The 13,541-nt window shown below is 58.0% G+C and carries 16 protein-coding genes and 3 pseudogenes; 5 read left to right on the forward strand and 14 right to left on the reverse strand.

All coding sequences use genetic code 11. The annotated features are described in order from the left end of the window. Positions 1 to 51 precede the first annotated feature (51 nt). Both CRD13_RS11140 and CRD13_RS11145 read left to right on the forward strand, forming a co-directional pair. Positions 52 to 714 (forward strand): annotated as a pseudogene (locus CRD13_RS11140) (6-carboxyhexanoate--CoA ligase); the annotation flags it as partial. A gap of 9 nt (positions 715 to 723) precedes the next feature. Continuing rightward, positions 724 to 1,911, forward strand: a complete 1,188-nt coding sequence (locus CRD13_RS11145; RefSeq protein ID WP_370549607.1) for an aminotransferase class I/II-fold pyridoxal phosphate-dependent enzyme — start codon at positions 724 to 726, stop codon at positions 1,909 to 1,911. A gap of 97 nt (positions 1,912 to 2,008) precedes the next feature. Here the strand turns inward: CRD13_RS11145 and rplO are convergent, their stop codons facing one another. The 10 genes from rplO to rplN form a co-directional block, all read right to left on the reverse strand. After that, positions 2,009 to 2,455 (reverse strand): 50S ribosomal protein L15, encoded by a 447-nt coding sequence (rplO, locus tag CRD13_RS04630; protein WP_016422071.1) that lies wholly within the window; start codon positions 2,453 to 2,455, stop codon positions 2,009 to 2,011. A 7-nt stretch (positions 2,456 to 2,462) separates the two neighbouring features. Beyond that, the gene (gene rpmD / locus CRD13_RS04635) at positions 2,463 to 2,648 is read right to left on the reverse strand and encodes a 50S ribosomal protein L30 (RefSeq protein WP_005509843.1); all 186 of its coding nucleotides are present in this window, start codon (positions 2,646 to 2,648) and stop codon (positions 2,463 to 2,465) included. Between the two features lie 5 nt (positions 2,649 to 2,653). Beyond that, entirely contained in the window at positions 2,654 to 3,271 is a 618-nt protein-coding gene (rpsE, locus tag CRD13_RS04640) for a 30S ribosomal protein S5 (RefSeq protein WP_005510059.1), read from the reverse strand. Positions 3,272 to 3,305: 34 nt separating this feature from the next. Continuing rightward, on the reverse strand, positions 3,306 to 3,704 hold the full coding sequence (gene rplR, locus CRD13_RS04645) for a 50S ribosomal protein L18 (protein ID WP_005510009.1): 399 nt from the start codon (positions 3,702 to 3,704) through the stop codon (positions 3,306 to 3,308). Continuing rightward, on the reverse strand, positions 3,704 to 4,240 hold the full coding sequence (gene rplF / locus CRD13_RS04650) for a 50S ribosomal protein L6 (protein ID WP_005509895.1): 537 nt from the start codon (positions 4,238 to 4,240) through the stop codon (positions 3,704 to 3,706). Before rplF ends, rplR begins: the two co-directional genes overlap by 1 nt. A 15-nt stretch (positions 4,241 to 4,255) precedes the next feature. Next, positions 4,256 to 4,654 (reverse strand): 30S ribosomal protein S8, encoded by a 399-nt coding sequence (gene rpsH, locus CRD13_RS04655; RefSeq protein ID WP_005509822.1) that lies wholly within the window; start codon positions 4,652 to 4,654, stop codon positions 4,256 to 4,258. 403 nt (positions 4,655 to 5,057) lie between these two features. Next, positions 5,058 to 5,954, reverse strand: a complete 897-nt coding sequence (locus CRD13_RS04660; protein ID WP_049170004.1) for a GDSL-type esterase/lipase family protein — start codon at positions 5,952 to 5,954, stop codon at positions 5,058 to 5,060. A 382-nt stretch (positions 5,955 to 6,336) separates the two neighbouring features. Further along, the gene (gene rplE, locus CRD13_RS04665) at positions 6,337 to 6,891 is read right to left on the reverse strand and encodes a 50S ribosomal protein L5 (protein WP_005509901.1); all 555 of its coding nucleotides are present in this window, start codon (positions 6,889 to 6,891) and stop codon (positions 6,337 to 6,339) included. A 2-nt stretch (positions 6,892 to 6,893) separates the two neighbouring features. Further along, complete coding sequence (gene rplX, locus CRD13_RS04670; protein WP_005509963.1) at positions 6,894 to 7,208, reverse strand: 50S ribosomal protein L24; 315 nt, start codon at positions 7,206 to 7,208, stop codon at positions 6,894 to 6,896. Next, complete coding sequence (gene rplN, locus CRD13_RS04675; protein WP_016422069.1) at positions 7,209 to 7,577, reverse strand: 50S ribosomal protein L14; 369 nt, start codon at positions 7,575 to 7,577, stop codon at positions 7,209 to 7,211. It abuts the gene before it with no gap. Positions 7,578 to 7,858: 281 nt separating this feature from the next. Here rplN and CRD13_RS04680 point away from each other — a divergent pair, with 281 nt between their 5' ends. Both CRD13_RS04680 and CRD13_RS04685 read left to right on the forward strand, forming a co-directional pair. Continuing rightward, complete coding sequence (locus CRD13_RS04680; RefSeq protein WP_370549599.1) at positions 7,859 to 9,100, forward strand: multidrug effflux MFS transporter; 1,242 nt, start codon at positions 7,859 to 7,861, stop codon at positions 9,098 to 9,100. 132 nt (positions 9,101 to 9,232) lie between these two features. Continuing rightward, a complete protein-coding gene (locus CRD13_RS04685) occupies positions 9,233 to 9,949 on the forward strand; it encodes a VIT family protein (protein ID WP_049193225.1) in 717 nt (238 codons plus the stop codon). A gap of 44 nt (positions 9,950 to 9,993) precedes the next feature. On the opposite strand, the gene CRD13_RS04690 is transcribed toward CRD13_RS04685, so the two are convergent. The 3 genes and pseudogenes from CRD13_RS04690 to CRD13_RS04700 all read right to left on the reverse strand — a co-directional run. Continuing rightward, positions 9,994 to 10,776: a formate/nitrite transporter family protein gene (locus CRD13_RS04690; protein ID WP_370549601.1), complete on the reverse strand. Its 783-nt coding sequence runs from the start codon at positions 10,774 to 10,776 to the stop codon at positions 9,994 to 9,996. Between the two features lie 221 nt (positions 10,777 to 10,997). Further along, a pseudogene (locus tag CRD13_RS04695) lies at positions 10,998 to 11,540 on the reverse strand (PTS transporter subunit EIIC); the annotation flags it as partial. Next, a pseudogene (locus CRD13_RS04700) lies at positions 11,524 to 11,906 on the reverse strand (glycoside hydrolase family 32 protein); the annotation flags it as partial. The pseudogenes CRD13_RS04700 and CRD13_RS04695, both read right to left, overlap by 17 nt. A 27-nt stretch (positions 11,907 to 11,933) precedes the next feature. Between CRD13_RS04700 and CRD13_RS04705 the strand changes: the two are divergent. Further along, on the forward strand, positions 11,934 to 12,830 hold the full coding sequence (locus tag CRD13_RS04705) for a carbohydrate kinase (RefSeq protein WP_049193222.1): 897 nt from the start codon (positions 11,934 to 11,936) through the stop codon (positions 12,828 to 12,830). A 20-nt stretch (positions 12,831 to 12,850) separates the two neighbouring features. Here CRD13_RS04705 and CRD13_RS04710 read toward each other — a convergent pair whose 3' ends face one another. Further along, positions 12,851 to 13,510 (reverse strand): bifunctional 2-polyprenyl-6-hydroxyphenol methylase/3-demethylubiquinol 3-O-methyltransferase UbiG, encoded by a 660-nt coding sequence (locus CRD13_RS04710; RefSeq protein ID WP_083280606.1) that lies wholly within the window; start codon positions 13,508 to 13,510, stop codon positions 12,851 to 12,853. Between the last annotated feature and the right edge of the window lie 31 nt (positions 13,511 to 13,541).

Genomic DNA, 13,541 nt, shown 5'->3' on the forward strand with positions numbered 1-13,541 from the left:
AAAACTTGAACAGTGTTAAAGTTTTGCTCTGTGAGTACCTACAGCATCCGCATGCGATCCAGCGCCGATGGCTGCCATATCTCTGGCGCTGAGCGTCTTGCACCGGCCGTCGAACTACCTCAGCTGGCTTCTGCTATGGCTAGCCGTGCACTTCACCACGACAAGGGTCGTCCCGACACAATTCACATCACTGTGGACAAGATCGAAGAGTCGACCATCAGCACCGTGCCGGCGTTAGTCCCCTTTCTAGAGTCGAACTCCAGCCCTGGGGACGCCCGCAAGCTCATTACTCAACGCCTACACGCTGCAGGTATAGAGGCCGCCGATATCGCCGTCGAGATGGCCTATTCACTCACGGGTCTTCGCGGCGCCGCTCTTATCGATGCCTCCTCCGGTGAGCGGCTCGACCCAAACCCAGCCCGCGGTGTACGGGTTTCCACTTTTGATGCCATCTCACACCCCAGCAAGGACTGTGCCAAGGACCATTTTCACGAGGCGCTCATCCTCGCATCCAAGGTTCACAGCGCCCCGGGCATCGTCGCAGAAATCTGCCTCTCCGACGATCCCTTTTACACGCGTGGCTATCTCGCACTGGACGGAATCTTTCACCGTATCCCCAATATCAAGGACCACGGCAGCACTCTCGGTACTCGCATTTTTATCGTTGAACCCGGCACCGATATCCCCGAGTTGATCGATTACCTGGAGAACACGCCGGTCTATATCGAGCTCCCAGCTGACGCCTGCTCCTCGACGGACACCACCGGCCTCAGCAGCGACCTCTCAGCAATCGCCGCCCAAAGGAACACGGCCTGGGCCGGTGCAGGACTAGCCCGCACACTGCGCACTTTCGAAACTGCACAACTACCGCACAGCCGAATTGACGGAGCCGACTATCTATTGTTTTCTTCTTCGGACTACCTCGGCCTGTCCACGCACCCTGAACTCGTCTCAGCTGCCATCGAGGCAATTGGGCATTTCGGCACCGGGTCCGGCGGCTCTCGCCTGACCACCGGCACGAGCATCCACAGCGCACTTGAAAGTGAACTCGCGCAGTTCTTCGGTTTCGACGATGCCGTTCTCTTTGCGACTGGCTACCAGGCGAACCACTCAACCATCGCAGCCATCGCCACCGCCGACGTTGAAATCTTCTCCGACGCCGCCAACCATGCTTCCATCATTGACGGATGCCGCAATGCCCGGGCTAAAGTCACGGTCTTTCCGCACGCTGACTATCAGACGCTCGACCGTCTCCTCGCAACATCCAGCGCCCGCCACAAACTTGTCATCTCCGACTCCGTGTTCTCTATGTCAGGCGAGGTCATCGACGGCCCGGCACTCGAGCGCACCTGTCACCGTCGCAACGCATGGCTGATGCTTGACGACGCCCACGGCGTCGGCGTTATCGGAGAACAAGGTCGTGGCACTGCAGCGCACCTGGGCATCCGCCCGGACATTGTGGTCGGCACCGCGAGCAAGGCTCTCGGTGTCGAAGGAGGATACGTTCTCTGCTCGGCACCAGTTGGCGAACTACTACGCAATCAAGCCCGCAGCTTCGTGTACTCAACGTCCATGAACGCTGGTTCTGTCGCAGCTATCCGCGCAGCGTTGAAGCAGTTGGAGGTTGGGGACGTCGTCAAGCGATTGCAACGTAATATTGCGCGCGTCCGCTCCCTGGTTGGCGCGCAGTCAGACCCCGCATCTGCAATCATCCCGCTGCCCGTCGGGGACGAGACCGTAGCGATGGACACCTCAGCACAGTTAGCGGAGCTAGGCGTGTTCATACCTGCAATTCGCTTTCCGACGGTCCCCCGTGGTGAGGCAATGTTGCGATTGACCATTACCGCGCTCCATACGGACGCTGACATCGACCAACTGGAGCGGGCTCTGCGCAATACCGGCCTGCTGTAAGCCAGCGGTTCGCGCTGCTCTCTCCCCTTCCCCTCTTAATACAACGAGAGCTCCTAACCACGCGGGTTAAGAGCTCTCTTGTTAAAGCTTGAATGCTTTAGGCCTCAGTGACAGAGCCGCCTGCAGCCTCGATCTTGGACTTTGCGGAGCCCGAGAACTTGGTTGCGGTGACGTTGACGGAGACGTTGATGTCGCCGTCGCCGAGGACCTTCACCGGCTGGTTAGCGCGGACAGCGCCCTTTGCAACCAGGTCGGCGATGGTGACGTCGCCACCGTTCGGGAACAGACGCTCCAGATCCGAAACGTTGACCACCTGGAAGGTGACCTTCGCCGGGTTCTTGAAGCCCTTCAACTTCGGCAGACGCATGTGAAGTGGCATCTGGCCACCCTCGAATGCTGCCGAAACCTGCTTGCGGGCCTTGGTGCCCTTGGTGCCGCGACCAGCGGTCTTACCCTTGGAAGCCTCACCACGGCCGACGCGAGTCTTCTTCTTCTTAGCTCCCGGAGCCGGGGCCAAGTCGTGGAGCTTAATTGGTTCGCTCATGGTTTACCTACTCCCCCGCTACTTCTTCAACCTCGACTAGGTGACGCACAACGTTCACGAGACCGCGCACAGCCGGAGTATCCGGGCGAACGGCGGAATCGTTGATGCGCTTCAGGCCGAGGGTGCGCAGCGAATCCTTCTGGTTCTGCTTGGTACCAGCGGTACCACGGACCTGGGTAATCTTCAGTGCCATGGAAATCACGCTCCCTGACCTGCGCGTGCGCGCAGCATACGTGCTGGGGTGACCTCTTCGAGGGACTTGCCACGACGTGCGGCGACCTCTTCAGGGCGAACCAGCTGCTTGAGAGCATCAACGGTTGCGTGAACAACGTTGATGGAGTTGTTGGTACCCAGCGACTTGGACAGAACATCCTGAACACCGGCGCACTCGAGAACCGGGCGGACAGCGCCGCCGGCAATCAGACCGGTACCCGGAGCAGCCGGGCGCAGCAGCACGATGCCAGCAGCGGTCTCACCCTGAACCGGGTGGGTGATGGTGCCAGCAATCATCGGGACGCGGAAGAAGTTCTTACGAGCCTCTTCAGCACCCTTCTGGATAGCTGCCGGTACTTCCTTGGCCTTGCCGTAGCCGACGCCGACCATGCCCTCGCCGTCACCGACGATGACCAGAGCGGTGAAGCTGAAGCGACGACCACCCTTGACGACCTTGGAAACTCGGTTGATAGTTACTACGCGCTCGATGTACTGCGAACGCTCGTCCTGCTGGCGACGGTCGTTACCGCGGCCACCACGACGGTTGTTGTTCTTGTTGTCAGCGGAGTTACGTCCGCCTTCGCGCTTATCGCGTTCCGACATCACGCATTCCTTCCGTTGGACTTGTAAGTGCGCATTAGAACTTCAGACCACCTTCACGGGCAGCCTCGGCCAGAGCAGCAACGCGGCCGTGGTACTGGTAGCCACCGCGGTCGAAAACGACCTTCTCGATGCCAGCATCCTTAGCGCGAGCAGCAATCAACTCGCCGACCTTGGCGCTCTTGGCCTTCTTGTCGCCCTCGAAGCCACGGAGATCTGCGTCCAGAGTGGAAGCAGCTGCCAGGGTACGACCGATAGAATCGTCGATAACCTGAGCGGTGATGTGGCGGGAAGAGCGGTGCACGACGAGGCGCGGTGCCTCGGAGGTGCCGCGGACGTTCTTGCGCAAGCGTGCGTGACGGCGGGCGCGGGCGACACGACGACGAGTCGAGATGTCCTTGCCTACCGGGAGGCGCTTTTCGTTGGTGTTGCTCATTACTTACCCGTCTTTCCGATCTTGCGACGGATCTGCTCGCCATCGTAACGAATGCCCTTGCCCTTGTAAGGATCATCCTTACGCAGACGACGGATGTTAGCTGCGAGCTGTCCGACCTGCTGCTTATCAATACCTGTGATCGACAGCTTGGTGGTGCCGTCGACATCGAAGGTGATACCTTCCGGTGCTTCGATCAGGACTGGGTGCGAGTAGCCCAGGGAGAACTCGAGGTCCTTGCCCTTCTTGGCGACACGGTAACCGACACCGAAGATTTCCATCTTGATGGTGTAGCCCTCGGTCACACCGACAACCATATTGTTAATCAGCGAACGGGACAGACCGTGCAGGGAGCGGCTCTTGCGGTGGTCATCCGGGCGGTTGACCACAATCTCATTGTCCTTCAGCTCAACGGTAATTGGAGCCGGGATAGAGACAGACAGCTCGCCCTTCGGGCCCTTGACGGAAACGTCCTGGCCGTTGACCTGTGCAGTAACATTTGCCGGGACAACGACAGGGTTCTTACCAATACGAGACATTGTGTAGTTCCCCCTTTACCAGACGTAAGCGAGGACTTCCCCGCCAACCTTCTTCTCGTAAGCCTGACGGTCAGTCAGCAGGCCCTGAGACGTGGAGATGATAGCCACGCCCAGGCCACCGAGGACCTTCGGCAGGTTAGTGGACTTTGCGTAAACACGCAGACCCGGCTTGGAGACGCGACGCACGCCAGCGATTGAACGCTCGCGGGACGGGCCGTACTTCAGGTTCAGGGTCAGGGTCTTGCCGACCTTGGCATCCTCGACTGCGTAGTCCGCAATGTAACCCTCAGACTTGAGGATCTCGGCGATGTTAGCCTTCAGCTTGGACGACGGCATCGAGACAGAGTCGTGGTACGCGTTGTTAGCGTTGCGCACGCGCGACAGCATGTCGGCGATTGGGTCAGTCATGGTCATGGTTAGTGACCGCTTCCTTTCTCGCTGCGGTTCCTTCCCACCTCGTGGCTAACTCCAATGACCGCACAAACAGCAACTGTCACACGGCAAAAGCTTAAGATGGAGCGACTACCAATATCGTGATTCCGGCGATTTAAGGGCTACTGTTCGCCAACTCGGTTCAATAGCCGAGTCAGCTCGCCACCCAGGTGACGCCAGAGACGATGCGAGGCGAGGGGCCTACAGCAAAGTTCTTACATTTTTACTGCCGCACCTCTTATAGAGGGCAGACCTGGTGATACTAACAAATACAGGCCGAAATGCAAAAACGCCGCAGACGGACGTTAGTCCGCTCGCGGCGTGAAGCCCCACCAATTAACAGTGGAACTCAATTCCTAGCCGACATGGCGCCGGCTAGAGGAAATTAGTAGAGCTGGTCGGCGATGATGTTACCCATTGCCTTTTCACCAGCCACCGTCGGATGGTTGGTCATCGGACCCATCACCGGGTCTGCGAAACCGGCGACGAAGCGCTCATCCGGGTTCGGGTTGCAGGTACCGTGGCCGAGGGTTGCCTCGTAGACGTCAATGAAGCCGGCACCTACGTGGTGAGATGCGGAGCGAATGCTGTCACGGAATGCACCCTGGATCTCGCTGGCACCCGGTGCCGGGATCGGGAAGGTCTGGTCCGAGGTGTTCACCAGGCACAGCTGATCATCAGTGGCGTACTCAGGGTACGACGCCAGGACGACCTGAGCGCCCGGGGCAACCTGGTGGACGCGGTCAGTGAACTGACGCAGCGTCTGCTTGAACGCGGATGGAGCCTGGGGATCCGGCTTTGCGACAAGCTCGCCTGCCACGTCAACCCACTGGACCCAGTCCATGCCGCCGTACATCAGGACAACCTTCTCGGTGCCCTCTCCGATGTCGCCGTACTGGATGGAAGCCTCCAGGTATGCGAGGAGCTGACCCGGGAAGCCGCCAAGACCGTTACAGGACCAGTCACCCAGGGACTTGTTCAGCTTCGAAGCTGCAATCTTCGGCCAGTTTTCCATGTCGGTAGCGCAGTTAGCGACCAGTGCGTTCTGTCCCGGCGCCAGTCCACGCGGGCCGCCCTTACCGGCATTAGCGGTGAAGGAGTCACCGAAGGTAACGATTTGCTTGACGCCCTTCGGGCCGGTGTCGCCGATACCCGGAATCGGAATGTTCGGCATTTCCGGCAGTGCCGGCTGTGCGTTGGCAGCACCTGCACCCAAGCTCAGACCCAGAGCCGCAACAGTTGCAATAGCAGCCGAGCGGACGGCCACGGAGAAGTTCTTCATGTAGTTAATCCCTTTGCGTTTTAACTTAAGAACCGCTCTGTGTAGAACCACTGGCTCAATCACACAGAAGCTGAAGTCACTTAAGTCTTGCCCAAATTGATAACGACCACAATGCATTTTGGCGGCCGTCACTATGACGAATGGCAGTTTACAACGAAATCATCACAAACGCCTAACTTTCAACTGAGAAACCTTGTGGCTTTACTAATTTCCAACCCCCAAAAAGGGTCAACTTTCCCACCAGCAACACTGGTAACTTTTACGCAGGCCCCGCACAGCGACCTCACTCCCCCACGAACATAAGCAGTTAACAGAGCAGCAAAAAGCCCCGGAGGCCAAGCGGCATCCGGAGCTTTAGGCAAAAGCTACCGAAGAGGCAAAACTACTTCTTGAACGGGAAGCCCAGCTCGCGCAGCAGCGCGCGGCCTTCCTCGTTGTTGGTAGCGGTGGTCACGACGGTGATGTCCATACCGCGCGGGCGATCGATCTTGTCAACGTCGATCTCGTAGAACATGGTCTGCTCAGACAGGCCGAAGGTGTAGTTACCGTGACCATCGAACTGCTGATCAGACAGACCGCGGAAGTCGCGGATTCGCGGCAGAGCCACGGTCAGCAGACGATCCAGGAACTCCCACATACGGTCGCCACGCAGGGTGACGCGAGCGCCGATGGCGTCGCCTTCACGAAGCTTGAAGTTAGCGATCGACTTGCGAGCACGACGGGTCTCCGGCTTCTGACCGGTGATCAGAGTCAGGTCGTTGATAGCACCGTTGATCTGCTTCTTGTCCTGAGCAGCAGCGCCGACGCCCATGTTGACGACGACCTTGGTGACGCCCGGAATCTGCATGACGTTCTCGTAGGAGAACTCTTCCTGCATCTTGCCGCGAATCTCATCGCGGTAACGGGCCTTCAGACGAGGGGTGTAATTTTCGCTCATGCTTAGATGTCCTTCCCGGTACGGCGGGAGATGCGAACCTTCTTGCCGTCCTCATCGAAGCGGTAACCGACGCGAGTCGGGGTACCATCTTCGTCGACCAGCATGACGTTCGACACGTGAATCGGAGCTTCCTGAGTGACAATGCCACCCGAGGAAGCGCCGCGCTCCGCAGCGGAGTTTGCAACGTGCTTCTTGATACGGTTAACGCCCTCGACCAGGACCTTGTCGCGCTTCGGGTAGGCCTCGATGACCTTGCCCTGAGCACCCTTGTCCGGACCGGAGATAACCAGCACGGTATCGCCCTTACGGATCTTCACTTAAATCACCTCCGGTGCGAGCGAGACAATCTTCATGAACTTCTTGTCACGCAGCTCACGCGCGACCGGGCCGAAAATACGGGTGCCCTTTGGCTCACCGTCGGCCTTGATGATGACAGCTGCATTCTCGTCGAACGAGATGTAGGAGCCATCCGGACGACGGGTCTCCTTCTTCGCACGGACGATAACTGCCTTAACAATTTCGCCTGCCTTGACGTTGCCGCCCGGAGTAGCTTCCTTGACAGTTGCGACAATGGTGTCGCCAATGCCAGCGAAGCGTCGGGTCGAGCCACCGAGAACGCGGATGCACAGAATTTCACGTGCACCAGTGTTGTCGGCAACGCGCAGACGGGATTCCTGCTGAATCACTGCGTTTCTCCTGACCTGGTTGCATTGTGCGTCAGATTTCCGTCCTAAACGCACGCGGTCTTTATGTCTTGCGTTTACGCTTTACGACGGAAGCACCTGCTAGAGGTAGCTTTCCTATCGCTTTGACCTCGTGCTTACTACGGTTCTAGACCGTTGAGAGCAGCACGCAGTCGCTTCGCGCAACCTGTGTATTATGGCACGTTCGTGCGGGACAACAAAATCCCTTAGTTTCATGCCCCCAACATGGTTTATGCCTTCTGCGGCAACCCTATACTGAGACAGTGACAAATCAACATTCCGGGAACGCTCAGACACAGCCAGCACAGACGCTGCCGGTATCGCTACTTGCCGGGTTGGCCTTGTTATCCGCCGCCGCCCCGTTCGGCGCAGATACATATCTGGCATCCTTCGTGGAGATTGCACGCGAGTTCTCCACGACCGAGTCGATGGTTCAGCTCACGCTGACAACCTTCATGATTGGCATGGCTGCTGGACAGCTCGTCATTGGCGCTCTCTCCGATAGTTTGGGCCGCAAGAAGCTGCTTCTCATTGCCACTTTGGTGTTCTTGAGCTCGTCAATCCTCTGTGCAGTAGCACCGAATATTGGCACGCTTATTGCAATGCGCCTGTTCCAGGGGTTAGCTGGTGGCTCCACAGTTGTTCTGGCTCGTTCTGTAGTACCAGACCTCTTGACGGGCAAGGCATCAGCGAGAGCTTTCTCCACGCTGATGGGCATTTCCTCCATCGCCCCGGCAATCGCTCCCCTTGTGGGCGGTTTTCTAGGCCCCGCATTCGGCTGGCGCAGCGTGTTCTGGTTTCTCGCAGCCATCAACGTCGCGATGGTCGCGATTGTGATCCTGATGGTTCCGGAAACCCTGCCGCCTGAGCGACGCTCCACAGGCGCTCTGCGCAATCTCCTGCCCAATATTGGCAGGCTGCTGCGGCGGCCAGTATTTGTCGGCTACTTGTTGGCTTTCGCTGGTGGCTTCTCGGTGATGTTTTCCTATATCGCTGCGTCACCCTTTATCTTCCAGGAGCTGCTGGGGCTAACCCCTACTCAGTTTTCTCTCGTGTTCGCATCCAATGCAGCGATGTTGACATTTGTGTCAATCCTCAACGGCAAGATGATCAACCGGCTTCATCCCCGCAAAGGCATTTTAGTTGCCCTTACGGTCATGCTCGTGGCGTCGATAGGCCTGATTATTAATGCCCTCGTCGGGATTACCTTCTTCACTACTTGGCTGTTGCTGTTCATTACGGTACCGATGATGCCGCTAATCTTCGCCAATGCCACGGCACTCGGAATTGAGGAGGTTCGAGATATCGGAATTGGCTCAGGTTCCGGTCTCATGGGCTTCACACAGTTCCTCGCGGCCGCCACGGTTTCCCCGTTGGTGGGGCTTGGTTCCAATCTTCCCCTCTCGATGGCTATTTCGATGTTGACCTGTGCATTGATTGCACTGACCGCGGTGTTGACATTGACGCGCGCCGACCTCCACAAACGCTCACACCGACTTCCATAAGAGCTACGCGCGCGAGAGGACTCCCCGCGTTTCACTTCACTGGTTGAGAATGTGTCCGAATCGGCATTAAATCGATGGTGAGGCCTCGTACCACCCGTAGGCATGGGGCTGACATGGGAGAAAGGTCCTGCCATGACCACGCACATACATCCTCATGAACCACATAAGGCATCTGAGACGGCGAAGCTCAACTGGCTTCGCGCCGGAGTCCTCGGAGCCAACGACGGTATCGTCTCCACTGCTCTAATCTTGCTCAGCGTGATTGCAGCAGGTTCCTCTCGCGAAGCTATTCTGACTGCTGGCGCCGCGGCCGTTATCGCTGGTGCTATCTCGATGGCTCTGGGTGAATACGTTTCGGTTTCAACCCAGCGCGATACCGAGCGAGCACTCATTGCCAAAGAAAAGGCCGAGCTTAAAGACTTTCCAGATGAAGAGCATAAAGAGCTCGTGGGGATTCTCTCTAGCTACGGTATCCCAGAACATATCGCCGAAGATGCTGCCCACGGCATCGCACAAAGCGATCCGCTGGCGGCTCACCTAAAGCTGGAATTGGGCATTGACGGTGAGGAACTTACCAACCCCTGGGCTGCTGCCGGTTCTTCGGCACTGTCGTTCCTGCTCGGCGCCATCCTGCCAATGATTGCGGCACTGATTTTCACCGGCCCCACCTCTGGCGCAATCGCAGTCACCGTTGTCACCATCGTGACTCTGGCCCTGACCGGCTACATCAGCGCCAAGCTCAGCTCCACGCACTCCGGCAAGGCTGCTCTGCGCCTGGTAATTGGTGGTGCGCTCGGTTTGATTGTTTCCTACTTCGTCGGTCTGCTCTTCGGGCAGGCTGTCGGTTAGGACGTCAGATAGGCGGCCGGTTAGCACGCGACGAAGCTCAAAAACTAGTCAACATAGCTGGTCTTCGTCTGGTTCAACCAGGCGTAGACCGCGCCGATTCCCAGGCCACCACCTACGAAGTTGCCCAGCCACACGGCCACCCAGTTAACAGTAATGTGCAGACCATCGAAGCCTGCAGGATGCGGATCAGCGAAAAAGGCCAAGGAAAACAACGAGAAGTTCGCAATCACGTGCTCGAGTCCGAGCCCGACGAACACTGCAATGATCGGCAGAATCACAGCGAACTTCGAAATGATTTCTTTGGCTTGAAGTGCACCTAGGACAGCCATATTGACCACGAAGTTCGCACCCATGGCCTCTACGAAAGCGCCGAAGAACGGCTTGGCCAGCTTCCCCTCAGTCAAGGTGGAAATCAGATGTGTGTCATCGATCCCACCGAGCTTGGCGCTCTGGCTGAGCACCAGCGCCACAATCGCCGCACCGATGAAGTTGTAGAACGTAGCGACGGCCACCATTCGAAAGGCCACTCCCCACGCCATGCGTCCGCGTGCGGCGGACCAGGACACAAACATCATGCTGCCGGTCGCCAGCTCTGCACCGAGCACCACAATGGCGAACAGTCCAACCCCGAATAGGCACGCAAAAACCAGTCCCCCAGTCCCCGGCGCGACGCCCTCTGCTACTTGCCCGGCCACCGCAGCAAATGCCGTCCCGAGCGTCAGGTACATACCCGCCAGGACCGCTCGCACGGCAAATCGTCCGTAGTCCTGCGTCAACAGTTCCTGTTTCTTGTCGCCAGCCGTATCCAGCGTTTCGTATAGCATCACCGCCGAAGCCTTTCCCTGCGTGCCGTTAATTGCAGTTATTCGCATAAAAGAATAACGACAGGCTGACGCGGAATCGCAACCGCTTTACGACGGTCACAGCGCCCTACCCCCCTTAGGCGCTGCAACCAGGAACTGCGATTCACCGTCGAAGAGAGGCAGATTTACTTCTTTTCTCCGGTACCAGCAGGTGCAGCAGCAGTTTCTGACTTCGGCTCATCCTTCATGGTTGAGGCAATGGCCGAGGCACCCATGCCGATGTAAAACGGCCAGCGCAAACGTAGGTTCACACCGAAGATGGCCGGCTCGGTAATACCGAATAGCGCCGACATACCGGAGGCGCCTGCCAACCTCTTGAGCTTCTCGCTCTTGGCCAGGAAGTACACCGCCAGTGCGGCACCACCTTGAGCGATATTGGCCATCGATGCCGTCGCGAAAATGAACGAGCCGCCCTGATCCCACAGCATGTACTCGATTGGAGGGAAGGACTGGTGCAGACCAGTGATGACAATTGGCGAGTAGACCAAGCCGAACAAGAAGCCACCCACAGGTCCCGCGAATTCGTACAGATTCGCCAGACCAATACCCAGCCATTCACCTGCAGTGCGCAGTACTGGACCAATGGCGGCAAAGGTGATGAAACCAGTGATGAGCAACGTCAACAGTGGTGTCAGCATAAAGTCGACAGTGCCCTTGAGACGCTTATGGAAGAACTTCTCAATCGTTGCCAGAATCCATGAGATAACCAGAATCGGCAAGATGAATCCCACCCTCCGGGCCGGAGGGAGCAAGCGCGCGCACCCGATTCTGCGATGGTATACGGCGTCCGTCTGCCTTCAAGTTTCCGGTATAAAAGAGCCACACATCATCGCCATCAACAGCCGCGCCGCCCGAATAACAACCATGCTTGTCATAGGGCATGTCCGGATACAGCGCATCTGGATGATGACGCCACCGCTCGGCTGTCGTGAGCGACGCGGACGCATGCCCCCACCCAGTTCTCTTCGACGCATGTGGAAAGCATGGATCATGCTGGTAGACACATGCAGTGTCTCGCCGTCCACGAAAAGGCCATTCGGGTCATTCAGTCGGCCCTGCGGCGGTGACAGATGGTAATTCGACCGATAGGTCATACCCCTCCCCCCGATATTATTGAAGTCATGGCTATTTGTGTTTGCGGCGAAGGTCTGGTTGACCTCGTTCCGGTATCTCCTGGCAGCCTCAATAACCACGTGCCGGCGCTAGGCGGAGGCCCCTACAACGTCGCGGTTACGGCCTCTCGCCTCGGTGCGGATGTTATTTTCCAGTCCCGCCTGTCCACGGATGGTTTCGGAAATGAGCTGGTCAAGCACTTGGAAAACGAAGGGGTCGACACCTCTTACGTTCAGCGTGGCCCAGAGCCGACCATTCTGGCGGTAACCACCATCCACGACGATCGCTCTGCAACGTACACCTTTTACACCGACGGCACGGCCACCCCGTTGGTGGAGCCGAAGCACATCGATGCGAATATCGCATGCTTCGGCACCCTGTCACTGGCGCTAGAACCAGGTGCCAGCCGGTACGCGGAATTGCTCAAACAGTTCGCGGCCAATGGCACCCTGGTCGCTTTGGATCCAAATATTCGCCCCATTTACGCAACGGATGCACACCGCGAATTCCTCATGAGCTTGCTCCCCTACGTCAATTTGTTGAAGCTCTCGGACGAGGAAGTCGAGTTCCTTGGCGAAGAGGCGCTGACTAAAGTTCCGGCCGCCGTCATCACCCGAGGTGGCGATGGGCTCACTTTGCTTGCCGACGGAAACCGCATCGATGTCCCAGCCGTCAACGCGAATGTCGTTGACACCATCGGTGCTGGGGACACAATTATGGGCGCGCTGTTGGCACAGTTCGACAAGCGTGGCCTAACAGTCGCTGACCTGACTTCCGTATCACCAGATCAGTGGCGCGAGATTCTGCACTATGCGACCGCCGCGGCTGCCATTACTGTCTCCCGTAAGGGAGCTCAGCCGCCGACGAAAACCGAAGTCGAGGAACTGCTGGCCAAGGATTCCTAGGCGGCACTACTTAGTCCGCTCTATTTAGCTCGCTCAAGCACTGCAACCAGGAACTGAGACTCATCGTCAAAGGGACGAAGATCCCACGTGGAATAACGCTGAATCACGGTGAGCCCAGCCTTCTGCGCAGTGGTTTCAAAATCGGCAAAGTCCCAACCACGGCCAGCGCCGAAGCCGATAATGGCACGACCGTTCTCCGGATTCAGCATCTTCGCGAAGCCCTGCAGTACCTTCGCGCGGTCTTCTGGCGCTACGAAAGTGAGCACATTGCCGGGGCAAATGATGACGTCGAAGGCGGATGCCGTGTCATCGTGGGGTGTGTTCTCCAGCCCGTCGTCAAGCACATGCGGCAATTGCGCCAAGTCCCCTACCAACCACGTCGCATCCGGGAACTGTCGCTTTGCCTCGTCGATGAGATAGGGGTCGACATCGACACCGACGACTCGATGACTAGCCTTCGCCAGGTAACCGCCGACGCGCCCCTGCCCACAGCCGGCATCCAGGATTCGAGCGTGGCGTGGCGCCATTGCATCCACCAACCGCGCCTCGCCGTCAATATCGCGGCCCTCGCGCACGAATCCCCGCCAGCGGTTGGCGTAGCGGCGGGAATGCTGCGGATCGGCGGCGATAATTTCTTTCCAAGTGCGGTGATTGTGGGTGCCATTGCTCATGGCCACCATTATGGCGCAGTTGGTCTCTTTTCTATACCGC

This window comes from Corynebacterium sp. LK26, assembly GCF_014335085.1.
GTDB lineage: Bacteria > Actinomycetota > Actinomycetes > Mycobacteriales > Mycobacteriaceae > Corynebacterium > Corynebacterium jeikeium_D.